The organism is Pseudoalteromonas sp. DL-6, from assembly GCF_004328665.1.
Lineage (GTDB): Bacteria > Pseudomonadota > Gammaproteobacteria > Enterobacterales > Alteromonadaceae > Pseudoalteromonas.
Map to the genome: position 1 here is coordinate 744,100 of NZ_CP019770.1, position 16,657 is coordinate 760,756.

The 16,657-nt window shown below is 39.7% G+C and carries 13 protein-coding genes; 6 read left to right on the forward strand and 7 right to left on the reverse strand.

Features of this window, described 5'->3' with window-relative positions:
- Window positions 1-197: 197 nt before the first annotated feature.
- Window positions 198-1,250, reverse strand: a complete 1,053-nt coding sequence (locus tag B1F84_RS03455; RefSeq protein WP_131690582.1) for an aldo/keto reductase — start codon at window positions 1,248-1,250, stop codon at window positions 198-200.
- 12 nt (window positions 1,251-1,262) lie between these two features.
- A complete protein-coding gene (locus B1F84_RS03460) occupies window positions 1,263-1,694 on the reverse strand; it encodes a thioesterase family protein (protein ID WP_008111983.1) in 432 nt (143 codons plus the stop codon).
- 398 nt (window positions 1,695-2,092) lie between these two features.
- Here B1F84_RS03460 and dinB point away from each other — a divergent pair, with 398 nt between their 5' ends.
- Both dinB and B1F84_RS03470 read left to right on the forward strand, forming a co-directional pair.
- Window positions 2,093-3,148 (forward strand): DNA polymerase IV, encoded by a 1,056-nt coding sequence (gene dinB, locus B1F84_RS03465; RefSeq protein WP_076919331.1) that lies wholly within the window; start codon window positions 2,093-2,095, stop codon window positions 3,146-3,148.
- 110 nt (window positions 3,149-3,258) lie between these two features.
- Complete coding sequence (locus B1F84_RS03470) at window positions 3,259-4,794, forward strand: leucyl aminopeptidase family protein (RefSeq protein WP_131690583.1); 1,536 nt, start codon at window positions 3,259-3,261, stop codon at window positions 4,792-4,794.
- A gap of 55 nt (window positions 4,795-4,849) precedes the next feature.
- Here the strand turns inward: B1F84_RS03470 and B1F84_RS03475 are convergent, their stop codons facing one another.
- Together B1F84_RS03475 and B1F84_RS03480 are read right to left on the reverse strand one after the other, a co-directional pair.
- A complete protein-coding gene (locus B1F84_RS03475) occupies window positions 4,850-6,487 on the reverse strand; it encodes a methyl-accepting chemotaxis protein (protein WP_131690584.1) in 1,638 nt (545 codons plus the stop codon).
- 276 nt (window positions 6,488-6,763) lie between these two features.
- Window positions 6,764-8,989 carry a DPP IV N-terminal domain-containing protein gene (locus tag B1F84_RS03480; protein ID WP_131690585.1) on the reverse strand — a complete coding sequence of 742 codons (2,226 nt, stop codon included), beginning with the start codon at window positions 8,987-8,989 and terminating at the stop codon, window positions 6,764-6,766.
- Window positions 8,990-9,096: 107 nt separating this feature from the next.
- On the opposite strand from B1F84_RS03480, the gene B1F84_RS03485 reads away from it, so the two are divergent.
- Both B1F84_RS03485 and B1F84_RS03490 read left to right on the forward strand, forming a co-directional pair.
- Window positions 9,097-9,495, forward strand: a complete 399-nt coding sequence (locus tag B1F84_RS03485) for an HIT domain-containing protein (RefSeq protein ID WP_131690586.1) — start codon at window positions 9,097-9,099, stop codon at window positions 9,493-9,495.
- A gap of 30 nt (window positions 9,496-9,525) precedes the next feature.
- Window positions 9,526-10,056 carry a hypothetical protein gene (locus tag B1F84_RS03490; protein WP_131690587.1) on the forward strand — a complete coding sequence of 177 codons (531 nt, stop codon included), beginning with the start codon at window positions 9,526-9,528 and terminating at the stop codon, window positions 10,054-10,056.
- A 61-nt stretch (window positions 10,057-10,117) separates the two neighbouring features.
- On the opposite strand, the gene B1F84_RS03495 is transcribed toward B1F84_RS03490, so the two are convergent.
- On the reverse strand, window positions 10,118-11,818 hold the full coding sequence (locus tag B1F84_RS03495) for a Zn-dependent hydrolase (protein WP_076919335.1): 1,701 nt from the start codon (window positions 11,816-11,818) through the stop codon (window positions 10,118-10,120).
- A 288-nt stretch (window positions 11,819-12,106) separates the two neighbouring features.
- Between B1F84_RS03495 and B1F84_RS03500 the strand changes: the two genes are divergently transcribed.
- Complete coding sequence (locus B1F84_RS03500) at window positions 12,107-12,946, forward strand: HDOD domain-containing protein (protein ID WP_008111992.1); 840 nt, start codon at window positions 12,107-12,109, stop codon at window positions 12,944-12,946.
- A gap of 67 nt (window positions 12,947-13,013) precedes the next feature.
- Here the strand turns inward: B1F84_RS03500 and rdgC are convergent, their stop codons facing one another.
- Window positions 13,014-13,925 carry a recombination-associated protein RdgC gene (gene rdgC, locus B1F84_RS03505; RefSeq protein ID WP_131690588.1) on the reverse strand — a complete coding sequence of 304 codons (912 nt, stop codon included), beginning with the start codon at window positions 13,923-13,925 and terminating at the stop codon, window positions 13,014-13,016.
- Between the two features lie 73 nt (window positions 13,926-13,998).
- Window positions 13,999-15,765 carry an ATP-binding protein gene (locus B1F84_RS03510; RefSeq protein WP_131690589.1) on the reverse strand — a complete coding sequence of 589 codons (1,767 nt, stop codon included), beginning with the start codon at window positions 15,763-15,765 and terminating at the stop codon, window positions 13,999-14,001.
- A gap of 378 nt (window positions 15,766-16,143) precedes the next feature.
- Here B1F84_RS03510 and B1F84_RS03515 point away from each other — a divergent pair, with 378 nt between their 5' ends.
- The gene (locus B1F84_RS03515; RefSeq protein ID WP_008112003.1) at window positions 16,144-16,512 is read left to right on the forward strand and encodes a response regulator; all 369 of its coding nucleotides are present in this window, start codon (window positions 16,144-16,146) and stop codon (window positions 16,510-16,512) included.
- Window positions 16,513-16,657 lie beyond the last annotated feature (145 nt).

Consider the following 16,657-nt stretch of genomic DNA (forward strand, 5'->3'; position numbering starts at 1 on the left):
TTCTCATTTAGAACAACTGAATAGCATTTTTTTTGCCTAGCTATCAACACGTTTTTCCAGCCTCAAAATAGACCAATTAATTAAGCGAATTGGTATTATTCTTTGCTGTTTTTGATTACCTGCGAGGTTACAAACCTCGCGCCGTGATTAAATCGCCCTATGTAGAACAAGTTTCAATATGCAAAGGCCAACAGACCCTAGTAAGGCATTGGGTTATTTCTGAATATGGTATCAATCGCTGATAACACATCATCGTTAAGGGTCAGCTCAAACGCATCAATGTCTTCTTTTAACTGCGCCATAGAAGTTGCACCAATAATTGATGAGGTAACGCCATCAACTTGATTACACCACGCTAGCGCTAATTGAGCAGGGGTGATAGCGTGTGCATGCGCAAGTTCAACATACTCTTTGGTCGCCTTTTGTGATTGTGGCGTATCACGAAAAATACCGTTGCGCTGCATAAATGTCCAGCGAGAGCCTTCAGGGCGCGCTCCATTGAGGTACTTGCCCGTTAATAGTCCAGCAGCTAAAGGTGACCAGGGTAAATAAGCAATATCTTCATGCACACATTGCTCTATTAAATAAGGCCAATCTTTCGCATGCGCTAAACTAAACTCATTTTGAACAGACACCATTTTTGGTAAATTGTGCTCTTTGGCTAAATTTAAAAATTGGCTAATCCCCCACGGGGTGTCGTCAGAAAGTCCACAGTGTTTAATTTTACCCGCTTTAACACACGCATCTAAACCCTCTAAAATATCAAGCATGTCAGCGGTGTGTTGTTTTGCATCGACATCAGTAAATTTAAGCATGCCAGGCCATTGCCTTGCAAAATGAGGAGTGCGGCGGTTTGGCCAATGTAATTGGTATAAGTCAATATAGTCGGTTTGTAAGCGCTTTAGCGACTGATCAACGGCATCAATAACAGCTTGGCGAGTAATATCACCGCCATCACGGATCCATGAAAGTCCATTACCGGCAATTTTAGTTGCAATAACAATGTCTTTTCGTTTCTGTGAATTACGTGCAACCCAATTCCCTATAATTTCCTCTGTTTTACCATAGGTATCGGGCGTGGGCGGAACTGCGTACATTTCTGCTGTATCAATAAAGTTAACACCACGTTCAAGGGCATAGGCTATTTGCTCATCAGCATCGCGCTGGGTATTTTGTACTCCCCAGGTCATGCTACCTAAACAGACTCTCGAAACACTAACACCACTACTACCTAATTGACTATATTGCATTACTAATCCTAATTATTCGTTTTCAGAGTTTGCTTTTAAAGCCGATAACAAAGGTTCTGTGATCGTCGCTTTTTGCCCTGTTTTAAAGTCAAACATCACCACTTTCGACATGCCTGTGGTGGTTATCGCATTTTGCGCATGACTAAATACACTGTAATTCATTACAAACCGGTCAGATTTTATATCACTAATAGTAATACCTACGCTTAATGTGTCAGGAAACGTCACAGGGCGTTTGTAGCGAATGTTATTTTCACTGATCACAGGGCCTGTGGCTTTAGCATTGATAGTATCAAATAAATTTAATTTATTTAAAAAATCGATTCTGGCTATTTCAAAATAACGAAGGTAAACACAGTTATTAACATGCTGTAGGGCATCCATATCGCCCCACGCTACAGTAATGTCGGTATGAATAGGATGTTGTTGTTTAAACGTTTCCATGTATTTATAGCTCTTAGTTTTAAAGTATTTAGATTAGCAACATGGTCGGATGAGCTCAAGGGAATTATAGCGGGCAAAAAATTCGAGAGTTAAATTGTACCTCTTTGAATTCATGACTATAGTAACTATTAACACACAAGGAGAGAACTATGCAGAATATAATTAATTGGTTATTGGCATGCACTGTTTTTATAGCTTCGTTCACTTGTTACGCTATGGGTAATGAGGCAGGAGCAATTATTTTGATTTTATTAGGCTTCTGTTTAGAAGTACTATTTTGGATGTATTGCTTTAATAAGCCCAAAAAAAATAGGCGCTCTTTTTAGATAACAACATGCTTGCTAATTAATAGCGATTCCACAATAATGGCTGTATAAATAAACAGTTGTTATTGTGTGATGAAAAAGTTTATTCATATAGACATGGACTGCTTCTATGCAGCCGTTGAAATGCGCGACAACCCTAAGCTTGCAAGCGTACCGCTGGCCATTGGCGGTAATAGTCGCCGAGGAGTGCTCTCTACCGCTAATTACATTGCCAGAGAATATGGTGTGCGCTCTGCTATGTCTAACTATCATGCCAAACAGCTTTGCCCCGATTTAGTTATTGTGCCCGGAAGAATGGCTGTTTATAAACAAGTATCAACCCAAATTCGCACTATATTTAACCGCTATACAGACCTAGTAGAACCTCTTTCACTTGATGAAGCATACCTGGATGTGACCGACAGTACTGCATTTAAAGGCAGTGCAACGTTAATTGCTGAGCAGATCCGCGCTGATATTTTTAATACCACTGGGCTGACCGCCTCTGCGGGGATTGCGCCAATTAAATTTATAGCCAAAATTGCTAGTGATGAAAATAAGCCCAATGGCCAATTTGTGGTATTGCCTGAGCAAGTTGACTCGTTTTTAGCCCAATTACCACTAGGTAAAATTCCAGGCGTGGGTAAAGTAACCTTGGAGAAGCTTAATTTAAAAGGATTATACACGGGCCAAGATGTCCGAGAAAAAGGTGCTAATTGGATGCAGCAACATGTGGGGAATTTTGGTGTATCGTTATATCAAAAATGTATGGGGGAGCATATAGGGCGGGTTTCAACTGAGCGGGTTCGTAAGTCATTGAGCGTGGAGCATACTTATGAATACAACAAAAACAGCCTTGATGAGTGCCTTGAACAATTACCGCAACTGTTAGATGAGCTCACTGTTAGGCTAAATAAGCAGCAGTTGCAAAATAAAATTAATAAGTTAAGTGTTAAAGTTAAATTTGCTAATTTTGTTGTGACCTCAGCAGATCAAGCGAATCATCAATTAAACACGGCTATTTTTAAAGAGTTACTCGCCAAAGCCTATCAACGTGGATTACAGCAACCCGTGCGCTTATTAGGAATTGGTGTTGGTATTAAAAATCAACCAGAGCATAATTTACAGCTCAGTATTCTTGATGTGTAAAACTTGTAACACCAAGTTGCCAGTAAATATGCAGAATATCGCAGTTCACTGGTTATAAATTGCTAAATAAATAATAATAGGGACTACGTTTTCTAACAGGATCTTTTTTTATGGCATATCCAAAAGCAGTGCTGGCTCAGCCAGTAAGTGCAAGCCTAGATTGTACATCACACGATGCACTTATTATTATCAGTGATGACTTTTCTCATTTACCAAATACGCCTCTGCGTGATGCAATTTTAAATCAAGCCCAAGTAGACTCACGTATAGGCAATCAAGTTACCTTATTAGTTATTGCCGGTAAACGTGTAGTATTATCGCCAACTGGCCCTTTAAATAGAGACTATGACGATGTACGTCGTTATTTTGATGCGGCTAAATTAGCCATCAATGAAGCAAAAGCGTCGGGCAGTGTAAGCCCCGCGATTTACTTACCCGCTTTAAATATCGATAGTCGTTATCAACATGCTCTAGAAGTGGCCTATTTAGGCGCATGCCAAGCATTATGGCAGCCTTTGGAAGCGCGTGAATTTCATGGTCAAGGTATTGAACCCATTACTCAAATCGGTTTAATTGATGCCAATGAACAAACGATTAAAGCAGTCAATGCGTTAGCCGCTGGTCAATATGCTGCACGTGATTTATGTGGTACCGAGCCTGAGCGTATGGCACCACCACGCTTTGCTGATTACTGTAGTGAGCTATTTAACAATAGCGCAGTGAGCGTTGATGTAATTGACGATTTAGCTGCCATTGATAAACACTATCCGATGCTAAGCACTGTTGCTCGTGCGTCTTATGCAGTAGAGCGTCATCATCCTCGTGTAGTTAAACTTGAATATGTACCAGAGGGCGAAGTCACGCGCACACTGATGTTTGTTGGTAAAGGCTTAGTCTATGACACTGGCGGTGCAGATTTAAAAGTGGGCGGCTATATGGCGGGCATGAGCCGTGATAAAGGCGGTGCGGCTTCTGTTGCTGGATTTATGAAAGCCGTTGCTGATTACCAGCCTAAAGGCGTCAAAGTGATTGCCTTTTTAGCGGTGGTTCGTAACTCAATTGGTTCAGATTGTTTTGTTCCTGATGAAATTATTACCAGCCGTGAAGGTGTACGAGTGCGCATTGGTAACACTGATGCCGAAGGGCGTCTAGCGATGGGGGATTTACTTAGCGAAATGAAAGATATGGCTAAAAACGAAATAAACCCAACGCTGTTTACTGTGGCTACTTTAACAGGGCATGCTGCACGCGCGATGGGGCCATATGGTGCTTATGTAGAAAATGGGCCAGCACGTAGTGCTAATATTTCACGTCAATTAGCTGATTGTGGTGATTTATGGGCTGACGGTGCAGAAGTATCCCGTTCACGTCGTGAAGATTATGACTTTATAAAGCCACGTACTTTAGCCGATGACGTACTCTCTAGTAATAATGCAGCTTCTGCTGTTACAGCACGCGGACACCAATTTCCAATGGCATTTTTAGCTGTAGTAGGCGGATTAGATAAGCATGGTAATGAGTCTACTTTACCACTTCCTTATGTGCATATGGATATTGCCGGTAGTGGCGTTGAAGGCGGTGACTGGCAACATGGCAAACCAACGGCAGCATCAGTAAGCAGTTTATTTGCCCAATACTGTTTATAATTCTCTATATAAATATGTCTAAAAAGCCCTGAAAATCAGGGCTTTTTTAATTGAGTTAACTAAGCTTAAAGCGCGATACCACGCTTGATAACTCAACACTACTTTGTTTCAGTTTGTCGCTAGCACGGGTTAAATCATTGGTGTTACCCAGTGATTGCTCAGTTGATTGCGAGAGGTCGTTAATTCTCAAATTCACCTCATCTGCGGCCGATGTTTGCTGCTCTGTTGCTCTTGCAATTTGGCCGTTCATATCGGTGATCACCGATACCAATCTGTCTATTTCATCAAGCGAGGTATTGGCAGCAGAAGCTTGCTCAACGGTTGAGATAGAAATTTCTTGGCTAGATTTTACCGCTTCAACCGCAGCTTTAGCGCCTTCTTGCAGTTTAGCTATCATGGCTTGAATTTCATCGGTACTTTTACCTGTTCGGCTGGCCAGCGTTCTCACTTCATCGGCTACAACGGCAAAGCCTCTACCATGCTCACCTGCTCGCGCTGCTTCAATTGCAGCATTTAACGCCAGTAGATTAGTTTGTTCTGCAATACTGCGAATTACATCAAGTACCGAGCCAATGTTATTACTTTCTTGAGCAAGATCAGCGGTAACTTTACTTACGGTTTCTATGTTAGTAGAAAGGGCTTCAATAGCTGTAATTGTTTTCGACACCACGTTTTTACCACTTGATGCATTACTTGCCGCTTCATTTGCGGCTTGTTCGGCGGCTTCGGCATTACGGCTTACATCATGAATTTGATGGGTCATTTGCTCCATAGCTGCAGCCACTTGAGTTGAGCTGTCGTTTTGTAACTCGATAAATGATTGGCTGGTTTTACTCGAGTCATCGACGGTATGAGCATGGTCGTTTACATCGTTTGCACTTTTGGCGACCAGTACTAAAGACTCTCTAATTTTAGAGACAAATAAGTTAAATGATTGCGAAAGTTGAGATATTTCATCATTACCATTTTCGTTCAGAGTACGGGTTAAATCTCCCTCACCTTGAGAGATGTCTTTCATCATCTGGGCGGCTAAACGGGTAGGGGTTAAAATACTACGACCAATAAAGTAACTAAATAACACCACCACAATAATCATAATAACTACATTAATAATGATAATAGTGCGCTGCTGCGAAAAGGCACTGTCTATAGTATCAAGGTACACGCCTGAGCCGATTATCCATTGCCATTGATCAAAACCTTTCACAAACGCAATTTTGTCTACGGGGTTGTCGTTACCTGGTTTTGGCCATTTATAAGGCACATAACCTTCGCCGGATTTTTTAACAACGCTAACCATCTCAACAAATAGCGGGGTTCCATCAGGGTCTTTGTTATTAGTTAAATCTTTTCCCTCAAGAGCTGGTTTAATTGGGTGCATTACCATGGCAGGCTTATAATCGTTTATCCAAAAATAGTTCGTATCATCGTAGCGCAATGAGCGGATTGAGGCGATTGCTTGAGATTGTGCCTGTTGGCGAGTGAGTGTTTGGTTTTGTTCAAGAGCTGCATAGTGCTTAATAGTGCTATATGCAGTTTCTACCACATTTTTAGTTTTAAGGTATTGCTCTTTTTTGAGCGCTTGGTATTGATTACTCAAACTCGAAATACTCAATACAATTAAACCCAATATTACAATCCCTACTAAAATGGCTAGACGTTGAAATATAGTAAAACGACGGAGGTTTGGCATAAATATGTTCCTGTATCAGAGCATTATTTTTCTTCAATAAGCATAGTTAAAATATAGGCTAAGAGAGCTTTATTTTCATAATATTGTATTTCTTATATTTCGTTTTAGCGGTTAGTTTAAATACAATAACAGTTGGACGCTGAAGCTTAGACTTTTAGTTACCCGTGCTTAAGATGGATTTAATTATTGTGTGTTGACGTTTTAATATATCTTATTAGCATAAAAAAAGGCTGATACTTGTATCAGCCTTTAGTCGAATGATTAACCTAACTCTAGTTAGTTTGTATTAAAGTTACGGTTAAAGAAGTTAGTAATAGTTTGATGTAAGTGAGTCTGCACTTGTTTACCGCGAAGGCTATGCTTTGAGCCTGGGTAAGTCATCATTTCAAACTGTTGATTGTTATCTTGCAGCTGTTTAAACAATTTAGTTGCATGGGTAAACAACACGTTGTCATCGGCCATGCCATGGTAAATCATAAGTGGGCCTTTTAAGCCTTCAGCATATGGGAAAACAGCACTGTCGGTATAACCTTGTGCATTCGTATCAGGGTGACCCAAATAGCGCTCGGTGTAGTGAGTGTCGTACAAGGCCCAGTCAGTTACAGGTGCGCCTGAAACACCAGCACTAAAGTAGTCGCCTGCTTTAAACATGGTCATTAGCGCCATATAACCACCATAGCTGTGGCCGTATATACCAATGCGTGCATGGTCTACGTAGTCAAGGGTACGTAAAAACTCAACGCCTTTAATCTGATCAGCTACTTCAACAACACCTAACTTTTTATATATTGCATCTTCAAACTTTTTACCACGATTGTAAGAGCCACGGTTATCTAGTTGAAAAATAACATAACCTTGTTGCGCCATATATTGAAAATATAAGTTTTTACTACGCCAGCTATTAGTGACTCGTTGAGCATGAGGGCCGCCGTACACGTTAACAATAACCGGATGCTTTTTACCTTTAGCCATGTTTGCTGGTTTAAATAAACGGTAATGCATAACTTGGCCGTCTTCAGCGGTAATGGTGCCGTACTCAGGCTGTGCTAAATCAGTCAAAAAGGGAGTGAGTGGATGTGAGTCATCTAGTTTGTTTTCTTCAAGCCACGTAATAAATTCACCATTAATTTTGCGTAGTGCTGCTGAATTTGGTTTGTTGACCGATGAGCTGGTATCAATAAAGGTTTTATTATCTTTTGCCAGTACGACATTGTGATATTGGCCTTTTTCAGTAATACGTTTAATTGCTCCTTTTTTAAATAAAGGCGCGCTGTATAAATGGCTCTCTAGCGCAGTATCTTTACGCGCTGCAAAGTAAACCATACCATTTTTTTCATCTACCCCTTTTAAGCTATCAACAACCCAGTCACCAGCGGTTATTTGACGAATAAGTTGGCCATTATTTCGATACAAATAAAGGTGCTTAAAGCCATCACGCTCTGAAGCCCACACAAAATGCTTTTTGTCTTTTAAGAACTCAAGGTCAAAATGTAGGTTGATCCAGGTATCGCTTTTTTCAGTTAATGCGACGGTTTGTTGTTTCGTTTTACTGTTGTAAAAGCGTAACTCTAAATTGTGCTGAGAGCGATTTTGCCACTGGTAAGACAGGGTGTTACTGTCGTTTAGCCATTTAGCACGTGCGATATAAATGTCTTTATCTTTACCTAAATCAATCCAGTCAACAGCTTGGTCATTAAGTTTCACAACACCAAGTTGAATTTCAACATTGTTGGTGCCAGTAAATGGGTAGCGCTGATTAAATAGCTTTACTTCATCTGCATAAATTTCGTTACGAATCGCTTCCTGAACAGGGCTTTCATCAACGCGAGTAAAGGCGATTTTAGATTCATCATTTGCCCACCAATAACCGGTCATGCGACTCATTTCTTCTTGCGCCACAAATTCGGCCATGCCATTTTTAATAACGCCACCGCCATCTTTACTTAACTGAATTTCTTTGCCAGATGCCAGTTCTAGTGCATAGAGGTTTTGCTCGCGAATAAACGATACAAAATTCCCTTTTGGAGAAAAGCGCGCATCGGTTTCAAATGCTTCAGTGTTAGTTAGTTTTTTACTATTTTTTGTGTTTAAGTCGAAATAATAAAGGTCGCCATTTAGAGGAAATAGCAGTGCTTTACCATCTTTTGACCATTTATATTCAAGAATACCTTTACCAAAAATACGTTGGCGTTCACGACGTGCTTTTTCTTCATCTGATAGGTTTTCTGGGCCTGAAAATAACTGCGCTGAATCAACAAGTAATCGATTGGTATTGTCTTTTAAATTATATTCCCATAAATCGTAGCGGTTATAGTCATCTGTTTTACCTTGTAAGTAGGTGACACGGCTGCCGTCGGGAGAAAATTTAAGTTGTACTGGAGACTTTCCCGCTAAGCTAGGATCATCAAATATACGCTCAAGCGTTAGCGGCTTTGCTTGGACGCTTAATGCGCCCGCCATCAGGGGGATTGCCAGTGAGAGGTGTTTTAGTTTTTTTAACACAGGATTGCCTTTACTTGCATAAAATTATCCCCGATGGTAAAGCACAAGCGTGTGCAACTGCAACTAAATGCTATAAAGTGTGTAGTAAAATAACTAAGGATATCAACATGAGTGAAACCCCTTTTATCTTAGCCCCAGAGCTACAAAAAGATTGTATTGAGCTGGCTGATTGGCCATTGTGTAAAGTATTGTTATTGAATGACAGTCAATATCCATGGTTTGTATTAGTCCCAAGGGTTGCAGGCTTAAAAGAGATTATTGATTTAACTGAGCAGCAACAAATCACTTACTTACAAGAGTCGGCTAAGCTTAGTCATTTATTAATTGAAGTGTTTAATCCTGATAAGTTAAATGTTGCCGCGCTTGGTAATATGGTGCCGCAATTACACATTCATCATATAGCGCGCTTCAAAACAGATATTGCATGGCCTGCGCCTGTATGGGGTAAGTTTCCGAGTATCCCTTATACTAATGAGCAGATAGAGCAATTAAAAACGTATTTTTAAAATTAGAATGAGTTACTTTGAGGGGATAGTATGAAATTAATAAAACAACTTTGTGTCAGTGTATTTATGGCAGCTATTGCTGTTTCAACCGTAATAGCGAGTGAGCAGCCAGTCGCTATAGATGTGGTAAATAACGCCAACATTAAAAACTTTGCAGCACATAACAACTTGGTTTTTTCAGCAGCGCAACCGACTGATGAGCAGTTTAAGCAACTATCGCAAGCTAAGGTGAAGCACGTTATTAATTTACGTGCAGCAGATGAGCAAGACTGGGATGAAGGGGCATTAGTAAACTCTTTAGGAATGAATTACCACGCAATTGAGATTGCAGGTGCACAAGATGTTAACATCGATAATGCAAAACGATTAGCTAGCCTTTTAGAAGAACTTAAAGGTGAATCAGTGGTTGTTCATTGTGCGAGCAGTAATCGTGTTGGTGCGCTAATGGCTATTTCAGCCCATCAGCAAGGTGCTGATATTGAGTCTGCAATTGAAACAGGCAAGCAGTGGGGAATGGTAAGCCTAGAGCCGGTTGTTCGTAAAGTGATGAGTGATAAATAATCAGACAATAAAAAAGCGTTACAGTGTAACGCTTTTTTTATGTGAACTAATTTAGCTCATATTAATTAAGGCCAAGCACATCTTTGCCTTGTTTGAAGGTCACATCTACAGGGATGTTCGCTTTGCTTAACTTTTCTAAATCTTTAGCAAGCTCCGCTTTAATATCGCCATGAGTGGCAATAAGTTGATCTACTTTTTCGTAATCACCATCACCTTGCAGGGTTAAAATAAGGCGTGATAACTTTGCCATAGCATCGCCCATTTTATCCATGTTGATGCTGTAAAGTCCGTCTTCATTTTTAGAGAAGGCACCTTCTTGAGCAAAAAAGTTAAAGCGGATCATATTTGCTTTACCATGCGCACTTGAAGCACCAAAGCGCACTGAGCGGAAAATACCCGCCATAAAAGTGGTGTAGTAATCTTCTAATGTACCTTCGGTGATTTCACCTTTTTTAAGTAACTGTTCAACCATGTATAAACCAAGAATATCGGCTTTGCCTTCTTCTAAAGCGCTAGCGTGCTCTTGAAGTGATTGGCGAACAGTACCTTTACCCGTTAGGGTGTTTTTAATCCCTAAACCGTGAGCCACTTCATGGAACATGGTATTGGCAAAAAATGCATCAAAGGTAATGTGTTTGCGTTGCTCAGGTACAATTAACTGCTCTGAGATAGGCACTAAAATTTTATCAAACTTCGCACGCATTGCGTTTTTAAGCTGTAAACGACGTGTGCCTTTTTCTAGTTGTACTTGTTCATCATTGGGTAAGTTAATCGCAATGGTTTTACTGCCTGCATTTGAATGCCCAGCATAGTACACAACATCGTAGGCATTTAGATCAGCATCTGAGCCAGGTACTTCTTGCTTATACTTGCTATCTACAGGTAAACCTTTTTGTAGTTCAGGTAAAAACGCTGCAAATTTAGCTAGGCGCTCGCTCCACTTTAAATCTTTAATAAGAACATACGATTCATAAGCTGCGCGGTAACCAAATAATTGATCTTCGTAGTTTTCAATCGGGCCAATAACCACATCGATAGGGTTATTTTTCATATCCATCCACGCAAAGTCAGAGGCTTGAAAATCATCATTTTGGATTGCGTCAGCTCGTAAGTTTAGGTAGTTGGCGAATTCTTTGTCGTCGGCTAGTTTGCTGGCTTCTCTAAGCAACTCAGCAGCTTGAGCAAGCTCTACTGCATACTCTTCTGAATAAGGTGTGCTGTATAAATTACCTAATTCATCACGCTTAATCAGTGAGTAAAGGCCTGTTTTATCTTTTACATCAGCGTTATTAAGCTCTTCTTTGGTGATGTCTGCTGGGTAAAAGCCTGCACCAAGCGGCTTTTCTTTATAGCCTGATAAGAATACTTCATCGCCGTTTAAGCGATCCCATGGGCCGTAGTTAATATCGGCAAACTGACGTACTTTTTCATCATCTAATTGTGCTAAAAAGTCTTGTTTATTTTTACCAAATGCTTGCTTCCAGAATAAATCATCCATAATTTTTGAAGCATCAATAAGCTTAGCAACCATGGCTTTTTGATTGTCAGATAAGTGCGATAAATCACTTTGTAAACTAAAGTCGGTGTAAATGTCTAAGCGTTGACGGTCAATATTAACAAGTGTTGGGCCTGAAGGCGCTGTTGAAGCCGCTGGCGTAGAGTTTTGTGCTGTGTTGCTTGAAGAAGGTGCTTGCTCTGAGCAGGCACTAAGAAAAACAGCGCCAGAGAGCAATATCGCTTGGCTAATTTTATTTAAGTTCATTATTTTGCCTATTTAAAAGTCAATTTTATAGCTGGTGTACTGTAAGTTAAGGTACTGAAAGCGTGTTAATCTGCCTTAGCATGTTCGCATTAAAGCAAAACACACTAGTAAATAGCAAGTATTAGACGTTAGAGCGCATAAATCAGGGGAGGAGGTGTAAATAATTGAATAATTATCTACACGTTTCTTTACTTTGGGTATATGTTTAGTACTACATTAGCATTGAAATAATTAATAATATAAGACCTGCCGTAAAGCGAAGTAGGTCATAAAGCAAAGGGATAATTTATGTCTACAGAAAATGCCTTACTCACTATTTTGGTTGATAGAATTAACAACGACACACTGGTGTTACCTACATTACCTGAAGTGGCGATTAAGGTTCGTCAAGCCGCTGACAACCCAGATGTAAATTTGATGCAAATGTCAGATGCAATAGCGCATGACCCTGCATTGTCTGCACGTATGATCAAAGTAGCAAATAGTGCCATTATGGGGCGTGCTGTAAAAGTGTCTAATTTACATCAAGCGGTGACACGTATAGGGCTCAGACAAATAAAAAATATAGCCACGGCAATGGCAATGGAGCAGCTGTTTGTATCCAACAATGAGCTAATAAAGGGCTATATGGGCAAAGCGTGGCATAAAACGCTGCATGTTGCTTCGCATTCTATTTCACTGATGGAATTTTACTTAAAAAGAAATACCCATACCTCGCTTAACCGTGATGCCATTACTTTAGCTTCATTGGTTTATAATATTGGGGTATTACCAATTTTGACTGAGGCTGAGCGACACCCTGAAGTATTTGCTAATCCGAGCTTTTTAGCGCATGCAATTCAACGCTTAAGCGGTAAAATTGGCGGCTCAATTATGAAAGCATGGGAATTCCCAGATGTGTTTGTAGAAGTTGCACAACATTGGGCCGATGTTAACTATCGCTCGACTGAGGTTAGCTATATCGATTTTATTCGTATCGGCGCAATCCTTGAAGGCACTTTACAAGTATCAGATAAATCTGCGGCGCTACAAACCTACATTGATAAAGGCATTATTCCTTCTTTAGAGATGTTAGAGAGTGAAGAGTATCTGCATTTGGTTGAAGACGTAAAAGAAATGTTCAGCTAAAATTTTGAATAATAAAAAGCACGATTAGTATCGTGCTTTTTATATGTGATGCTATTTAATAAAGCTTTTACGCTAAATCGTCGGCATCACCTAAGCCTTGAGTAAGCTCTTCAAGAAGCTGCTTTATTTCCTCAGATGCAAGAATGAAGTCTGCGTCTAGCTTAACCGCCATATCTTCTTTTGGAATATCTGCATTTTCTTCTTTAAGTGTTTCACTGTAGCTTAAACGTTTAATTGAACCATCGTTTTGTAGCATAAACTTAACGCGCTCTTGCCAATCAAGGGCAAGCTTAGTCACGCGTTTACCACTTTCAAGGTGCGATTTCACTTCGTCACACGATAAGTCATGGCCTTTAAGCTTAACTTGGGCACCACTGTCATCCGCTTCTTCAAGTTCAGCATCTGAGCCAATCGCAAAGCCCTCAGGTGTACTAAAGTTAGTAAGCCAGTCAGTTAAAAATACATCTAAATCATAGTTAGCAAACGCAGGAACAACCGGTAACGTGCCTAACGATTTACGTAATAACGCCAAAAGTTCTTCAGCTTTATTAAAGCTTGCACTATTAACTACAACCCAACCATTTTCTTGGTCTATGAACGCAAACTGTAGGCTCGACTTTTTAAATGCTTGTGGCAGTAGCGTGTGTAAGATGTTTTCTTTTAATTCATCTTTTTCTTTTTTCTTTACAGGGCGATTTTCTTCGGCTTCAATCTGATCTACTTTTTCAGCGACAAGCTCATTTATTACAGACGCGGGTAACACTTTCTCTTCACGCTTGGCACACACTAAAATACTTTTTTGTGAGAAGTGAGACAGCGTTTCACCATGCTTACCAAATGCTTTTGTCCAGCCAAATGTTGCCAACTCTTGGCCAGTGCAGGGACGAAATAGATCTTGTTCTAACGCCTTATCAAAGTCTTCTTGAGAGTACGAAACGTCTTGTTTAAAGCGATAGCATATAAGGTTACTAAACCACATAGGGAAATGATCCATTTAAAAAATTTGTGCAATCATAGCAATAAAAGCCGCTTCTAGAAACGGCTGATTTTACTTAGTCGAGTTTAAAAAGTGGCAGGGGGGATGACATGTTTTTAGGGAACGAAATTCGGTAATGTAATCCTTGGTTAGGTTCGCTACTGACTTCAATTTTGCCATTGAGTGTTTGTTTTACAAGGTTAAAAATAATGTGAGCACCTAAGCCACTGCCACCTTCATCACGTTTTGTGGTAAAGAATGGGTCAAATAAACGCTTAAGTTGAGCTGGTTTCAAACCGATACCATTATCTTGGTAATTAATAACTAAGTCGTTTTCATCGGTGTTTACATCTATGGTAATTTGGCCGCTGTTTATATTTTCAAAGCCATGCACTAATGAATTCATAATTAAGTTAGTAAATATTTGGCTGATCACCCCTGCTGGTAAATTAATAATTAAATCATCCGGGCAATGTAGGCGAATGCTATGGGATGTTTTTTTAATCTGTGGATGTAAAGAACGTATAACTTCATTGATGTAATCCTTAAAGTTAATGGTTCTTAACGCCTCACTGGCTTGATCTACTGCAATTTGTTTAAAGCTGGTGATTAAGTCTGAGGCACGCTCTAAATTGTGAGAGAGTAGTTGAGCGCTTTGTGCTGCATCATGAATAAACCCTTCCAATGCAGAGGAAGACAGTGATTTATTCTTAAATGCGGTTTCTATTTCAGTTAAGCGCTCTTGCAAAAATGAAGTAGCAGTTACGCCAATACCAATAGGGGTATTAATTTCATGAGTGATACCTGCTACTAAACCGCCTAATACCGCCATTTTTTCTGAGCCAACCAGTTGCTCTTGCGCAAAGCTTAGTTCATCGAGCGAGTTCTGTAGCTGAGTTTGCTTACTTAGCAGTTCTTGCTCAGTTTGCTTTCGTAAGTCAACTTCTTCAGTTAATACCGCTTTTTGGCGCTCGAGTTCATATTTTTGTTGCTGTAAATCGATCATTGCTTGGCTTAAGTTTGATGTTTTACGCGCAACATCTTGTTCAAGCTGCAAATTTTGTTGATCTAGTTTTTGATTACTTTCGATTAGGTCATGCTGAGTTTGTTTTAACTCTTTTTTATACTCAACAACTTTAGAAATCAGATTGTTAAAAGAGCGCTCCATTACCTTTAGCTCGTTATTTTCATCGGTAACGACTTTAACGTGCTGGCCATCGAGCTCTTCTAATTCAAGGTATTCAATTTGCTCAGTGAGTTGTGTGAGCGGCTCGGTTAGTAGCTTTCTAAATGCGATCAAAAATAAGATGATTAAAAAGGTGGTTTTAATCATGGCGTTGCCAATTAAAAAGTAAATAGAGAGCATAATGCGGCTGAAAATTACGTCCCGGCTAGAAAATAAAGTCACATCGCCCACTTGGGTGGCACGGCCTGAAAACTCAAAAATAAGCGGAAATGTATAGCCAAATAAACCAGCCTTGGTGTCTTCTACAATCACATCTTCTTGAACAAGCTGCTGGCTGTATAGGTTGTGAATGTTTAACGCTCGGCCTAGTTGCGAAATAATAGCGCCATTATCATCGCGAATAATAACCCCTTCAACCATAGGAATATCAAGCAACCCCTCTGCAGTTGTGGTGGTTTGCTTTATATTTAGCTCCCAAATTGCTCGGGTTAGACTTCTACCAAATGTTTTTTGTAGTGTGCCGAGCTCATCGCGTATGTAATCTTTGGTATTAACATACTCTGCGAAGATTTGTCCGCAGGTCACCACAAAAGTCAGTATAAAATAAACTGATAAAACCCGTGTGAGTAACTTTGTTGAAAGACTTTTTTGCGGCATGAGGGACTTGTATTTCCTTTAATTATTCAGCTATTGGTGTACGCTTATAAACATTAGTTAATAAATCATTAAAAATAAACATATATTTTATTATATTGTTATTTTGCGCTCTTAAATAAGCATTACCCTGTAAACTTAACAATTGTACTCCTATCCAAGTGTAGTGTGTTTAGCTAGTTTGTTTGTAAATTAGGAGGGGGATTTTGCTAATTTGTATTGTGCACTCATGCATTTTATTGATAACGTTAATAAAAGCTATAGTAAATAACCTGCTCGCTACTTATATTGGTTATATTTTTGACTTTTTACTGACTGAGCAAGTAAATTAATTTTAAAGTGGGTTTAGGTGTTTTATATGAGTTTAATTAAATAGTCATTATGGTGCGTTTTTCTATTTTAGTCTGTGATGACTCAACCGTTGCCCGTAAGCAAGTGATCCGTTGTTTAAACGAGTGCATTGATGCCGATATTCAACAGGCTACAAACGGTAAAGAGGCCTTGGAGCAATTGCATCATGGGCAGTTTGATCTTGTGTGTCTTGATTTAACCATGCCTGAGGTTGATGGCATTGCAGTGCTTGAGCAAGTTAAAGCAAATAAAATAGAATCTTATGTATTGGTAATTTCTGCTGACATTCAACAAAAAATGCGAGAGCGAGTAGCGCAACTTGGCGCAATCGATTTTATTCATAAACCGATTAATAAAACACAACTTAACGAAGTTTTGCATAAGTTTGGCATTTATTAATAAAATTCATGATGAAAAAGACTGTTTTATCTTCTAATTTAGGGTTGACAGAATAGCCTTTGTTAAGGCAGTCTTAAGCTTATGAAAACATTTAGTCTTGTAACGACCATTATTATTACAACCACCATTCTTACTGGATAGTGGC